Source organism: Streptomyces botrytidirepellens, assembly GCF_003721215.1.
GTDB classification, from domain to species: Bacteria; Actinomycetota; Actinomycetes; order Streptomycetales; family Streptomycetaceae; genus Streptomyces; species Streptomyces himastatinicus.
Window position 1 is genome coordinate 1 of record NZ_RIBZ01000622.1, and the last position, 4,791, is coordinate 4,791.

The following is a 4,791-nucleotide window of genomic DNA, read 5'->3' on the forward strand; positions in this document are numbered from 1 at the left end:
CGCGCCCACGCGCGGGCCGAGCGCTTGCGCCGCTTGGCACCTTCACAGCCACCATGCCAAGCCATCGGGCTGGCGCCCGCGCGGTGTCCTGAAGCGACATCGGCTGGACGCACAAGAGCGGACCCGCCGAGCCCCTGAATGCCGCACTTGCTGGAGGTCTCACATGTCCAACCTCGCCCCGCCCCAGCCCACGGCGCCGCGCCACGTGGCGCCCACGAGGGCCGACACCCACTCGGAGGAGTGACCATGTCCGACCAGACTGAGCGCGACACCCTGGGAGAGCTGCTGTTCCGAGAGTTCAACGCCTACGCCACAGCCCTTACCGAGCACGGCGAGGACTGGGCTCAGGCATGGCCCTCGACCACATGGCCACCCCACACTCCCCTGCTCGCCCTACAAGGCCGGTTCGCCGTTGCCCGCGAGGCCGCGGCAGCGATCGGCGTCGAGCCGAGCGACAGCCAGATCACCGAAGAGCATCGGGCGCGACTGGAGTACCAGGCGCTGTTTCCTGACGGAGCGCCGACCCTCATCGGCTGATCCGGACGGCACCCCTGCACCCGGCCTTCACCCAGCGGCCCCGGCCTGCCCCTCCCACGCGGCAGACCAGGGCCCGGGAGCGCGTCCACGACGCCCGGCGTGCGCGGGGCGCCACAAAACCCGCCTGCACGACTGCCCGGCGAGAACACGCCGGGCCGACCACGAACCGGAGGAACACCCCAGTGGACGACATCGCCCAAGACCCCAGCAGCAACAACCCGGCGGAGCGCGCGGCACGCGGCCGCGCCATCTGGGACCGCTACAGCGCCGAACACCCGTTTGCCACGCTTGAGGACGTAATCACCGACCTGCTGCACCTCGCCGACGAGGACATCCCCGGAGCCGACGCCGTCCTGTACCGCCTCGATTACAACGCCCAACGGGCCTCGGAGAGCTCTGCCGCCCGGGAACGGGCCCTCGAAGGCCTGCCCGCTGCCTGGCAGCGCGAAGCCCGCCGCGTGATCGATTAGAGCTGCCGCGCCCTGGCCCCGGACGTCACGTCAGGTACTGCGCTCCTGACAGATTCCGAAGGAGCGGTCATCATCACGGCCCCCGCCCACGACGACTACGACATGCGCTCCGGGACGGGGCGAAGGAGGCAATCTGTCTCCGAGCGCCCAGACGCTGCAACACCCGGGATAACCCATGGTCCCCGACACGATGAGCGACAACGCCCTTCGTGCACCGCACGGCCTCTCGCGGTTGAACGCGACGACGTACGCCACTAGCCACTGCCCGCTGGCCCGCCCCCGCCGGGGGCGGGCTTTCGGCAGTTCCGCAGGCCACCACGCGGACCAAGGGGAAAGCAGGGCAGTTGCGCGGCTATCAGCGATCGGCTCCACGATGCGCCACACGGAGCGGGGACCACCGGCTCCGCATAGAAGCCACCCATCCCCTGGAGCTGAACGGACATGAGCACGTCCGCTGTCCGCCCGCGCGTGATCATCGTCGTGCGGGGGACGCAAGAGCAGTTCCGAACAGCCCGTACCCGCGGGCGAAAGGTATACCGGGAGCTATCACCTGGCCCTGCGCAGAGCCGCTGACGCACTCACGCACGGCGGACGGACCGGCCGTGTCCTGATCCTTTCGTCCCTCTTCGGGTTTCTTGAGCTGCACGACCTCATCGCCCCCTACGACATGCGCATGGAGGACGAAGGTTTGGTGTCCGGCGAGCGGCTCCGCCAGCAGGCCGCCGACCTGAACATCCTCGGCGCCGACGTCACCGTCCTCGGCCCGCGCGCGTATGTCGAAGCCAGCCGCATGGTGTGGCCGGAGCTGAGCGCCCCGCTCGCAGGTGCGCGCGGCATCGGCGACCAGCTCGCCAAACTCGCCGACATCTACGACCCCGGCCGCCACCCACGGGCACCGCAATCCCCCGCCAGCCCGACAGCGAGCACGGGCGCCGGAAGCATCATCGAAGAGATCGAGCGCAGAGCGGCCGTACGCCAGGACGCGGAAGCGCAACGAAAAGCCCGCCGTCGAGCGCGTTACGCCACCCACTCCCAGCTCGTCATCCAGCACCCGTCCCGGGCACACGGAAGCCTCAACTTTCCCGGCGACACCGCCAAGAGCACCGCGCGAGTCCGGGCCACCCGCCGCTTCGCCCCCCTCTACCGCGTCCAGGCCCATGCGCGGCCCGACGACCCCCGCGCACTGACCGTGCACGGCACGCCTCGGGATGTCGCACGCTTCCTGTCCGCGCTCCCACGCATACTCGACAAGGCCGAGGGCCGGGCCTCCGATGCGGCTCGCCTGTACGGACGCTGGGAGCGCCACTCCGCCGCCCCACCCCACCTGGCCGGCATGCCACCGCGTCAACGCCGAGCACACGCACGCGACTTCCGGGCCGCAGCGTTCCAGGTAGTGATCGACACCCTCCTCGACCCGCCGGACACCGTTCCCCAGGCCCAGGACGGCCTCCCGCCCTGGGAGCAGGTCTACCCCCTGGCCGCAGGAATCGCCCACTACTACTGGTTCGATCCCGCCGCCGAGGCCGACCCCGACGAAACCGCACGCATCCTCGCGACCGCCGACCGCCGCCCCGTCACCGGCGCAGCGGGCCCGGGGCCACGGTGCCCAGTGGCGCCGTAACGCGGAGATGCCCGCCTAACCGACCGCCACGACACACAGTCCGGTCACCGGACGACCAACCCGTCCGGGCCACCCCAACACAACGCCCCTCGGAAGGAACCGCCGTGACTCCACCCATGCGTAAACGCGCGGGCTTCCTGCGGGTGTGGCTAGGCCACGTTGCAGAGGACCAGCCCGGCCCTGTTGAGGACGTTCGTCGCGCCGACGTAGTCCGCATTCGCTGCGAACCCGCACGCCGTGCATGCGAACGTCGCTTGGGTAAGGCGGTTCTCCTTCGCGGTGTGCCCGCAGGACGGGCAGGTGCGGGAGGTATTGCGGGAGTCCACAGCAATGACGGTCCGGTCGGGTAGCCGGAGCACATTGCTGTGCCCCGGCCCCCTCAGAACCGGACGTGCGACGTTAACCGCATCCGGCTCAAGCAAGCCCCGAGCCGTTGACCCGGCCGCAAGCGGGCCCTGAGTCGTGCCCGAAACGACCAGCGTCCCGCGGCCATCGGGGGTTGCGAGGCTTGCCGTCCCGCAGGCGAGTGTGTGGGTGCTGGACCAGCCCCACCGCGCCGTGTGACGTGTCCCTTCCATCTCGGCGGGGGACCGGTTCAGCTCGTTGCGCAGTCCACCCATCGCTTCTCATCGCCGACACCGGGCCCTTGGTCCCGCAGTCCGGCCTCGGCGACGGGCTCGGGCGTTGGCATGGCATTGAGACAGCACCGTGGCCCGTGGCCGGGCTGTTTCACCGACTGCCTCCTACACCGCACGCCACCCCATCCGAAATCCCTGGACTCGTGGAGTGCCCCACCATGGCCACCGACTGGCTGCTTTCGCAGAACGAACGTATGAAGGAGCAGGGCATTTTCAACTGGACTTTGCCTGCCTGGGTCGTGTCGCTCGAGGATGAAGCCCCGGACGGCACCACCACCGTGCGCACAGTCAACGTCTGCCCCTCTGCTGGGGTCTGTGCCAAGCATTGCTACGCCCTCGGCTCGGACTCCGGATACATCCGTTTCCCTGCCGCTCGCGCCCGCCACCAACGCAACTTGCGTATGGTGCTGGATACCCCGCTCCTGTGGAAGGAGCGGATGGCCGCCGAGCTACGCCACCCCCGCTACCAGCCAGACCCTCAAGAGGGCAAATCAGGACATATTAGGATTCATGACGCCGGAGATTTCTACGATGATGCCTACACTCTGATGTGGCTCGAGATCATGCGCGGCGCCCCCAAGGGGCTGACCTTCTACGCGTACACCAAGGAAGTATCCCGGTTCCGCCGCCTGGTCGAACCGAACCCGCCCGCCAACTTCGAGTACGTCTTCTCCCGGGGCGGCAAGGAAGACAAGCTCATCGACCCGACCCGCGACCGGGACGCAGACGTGTTCCTCACCCTCGACGACCTCAAGGCCGCCGGGTACTCCTCGCAGGCAGCCTCCGACCTCCTGGCCGTACACGGCCCACCCCGCGTCGGAATGACCGTCAACCGCCACCGCAAGGGGATGACCGCCTCGTTCGGTGAGCTTCAGCGCCAACAGGACGCCGAGGCCGCCGCCCGACGCGAGCGCCAGCAGGCCAAGGCCCGCACCTCCCGCTAACCAGGCACCGCCACCCCAGGCCCGCCATCGCCATCACCCCGGCGACGGCGGGCCCGGCTGTGTATCCCCAGCCGACGCCCCCGCGGAACGCCGAGCAGATTGCCGGGCTAGCCCCAGCCGCAGCCAGCGTCGGCCGACCAACCCCGCACACCACCTACCCCGACCTCTGGAGAACTTCATGCGGTTCCTGATCACCGACGACTCCCGCCACACCCTGGCCGCCATCGACGTACCCGAAACCCCCGACGAAGAGATCAGCCAGGCCAGCACCATCGTCGTCAAGCGCGACGACCGGCCCGACCTTCTGTACGTGGGCATCGACCTGTACGCCAACGGCACCATCAGCATCGGGCACTGGCCCAACGGCGAGCTCTGGGAGAACCTGGTGCGCACCGCTGGCGTCTCCGACCCGTGCGGCCACACCACTCCGGCGCTCCCCGCAGAGCCGACCTACACCCGCGACCAGATCACCCAAGCGCTCGCCGCCGCACCCGCTCGGCGGCAGCCACCGCCGACAGTGCCGCACTGAACGCACTCGTCCAGGCCACGCTCGACTCCCTTCCCTCGCAGGCCGTCTGAAC

At 69.4% G+C, this 4,791-nt stretch carries 5 protein-coding genes and 1 pseudogene; 5 read left to right on the top strand and 1 reads right to left on the bottom strand.

Annotated elements, in window-relative coordinates:
- The first annotated feature begins 246 nt into the window (after positions 1-246).
- The 3 genes and pseudogenes from EEJ42_RS33915 to EEJ42_RS33925 all read left to right on the top strand — a co-directional run.
- Positions 247-537, top strand: a complete 291-nt coding sequence (locus EEJ42_RS33915) for a hypothetical protein (RefSeq protein WP_123105909.1) — start codon at positions 247-249, stop codon at positions 535-537.
- A gap of 182 nt (positions 538-719) precedes the next feature.
- Positions 720-1,007 carry a hypothetical protein gene (locus EEJ42_RS33920; protein ID WP_123105911.1) on the top strand — a complete coding sequence of 96 codons (288 nt, stop codon included), beginning with the start codon at positions 720-722 and terminating at the stop codon, positions 1,005-1,007.
- A gap of 538 nt (positions 1,008-1,545) precedes the next feature.
- Positions 1,546-2,628 (top strand): annotated as a pseudogene (locus EEJ42_RS33925) (DUF6884 domain-containing protein); the annotation flags it as partial.
- A gap of 149 nt (positions 2,629-2,777) precedes the next feature.
- Here EEJ42_RS33925 and EEJ42_RS54775 read toward each other — a convergent pair.
- Positions 2,778-3,248, bottom strand: a complete 471-nt coding sequence (locus tag EEJ42_RS54775; RefSeq protein WP_425473004.1) for a zinc ribbon domain-containing protein — start codon at positions 3,246-3,248, stop codon at positions 2,778-2,780.
- Positions 3,249-3,424: 176 nt separating this feature from the next.
- Here EEJ42_RS54775 and EEJ42_RS33935 point away from each other — a divergent pair, with 176 nt between their 5' ends.
- Positions 3,425-4,210 (top strand): GP88 family protein, encoded by a 786-nt coding sequence (locus EEJ42_RS33935; RefSeq protein ID WP_123105913.1) that lies wholly within the window; start codon positions 3,425-3,427, stop codon positions 4,208-4,210.
- Positions 4,211-4,388: 178 nt separating this feature from the next.
- Positions 4,389-4,739, top strand: a complete 351-nt coding sequence (locus EEJ42_RS33940; RefSeq protein WP_246097558.1) for a hypothetical protein — start codon at positions 4,389-4,391, stop codon at positions 4,737-4,739.
- Positions 4,740-4,791 lie beyond the last annotated feature (52 nt).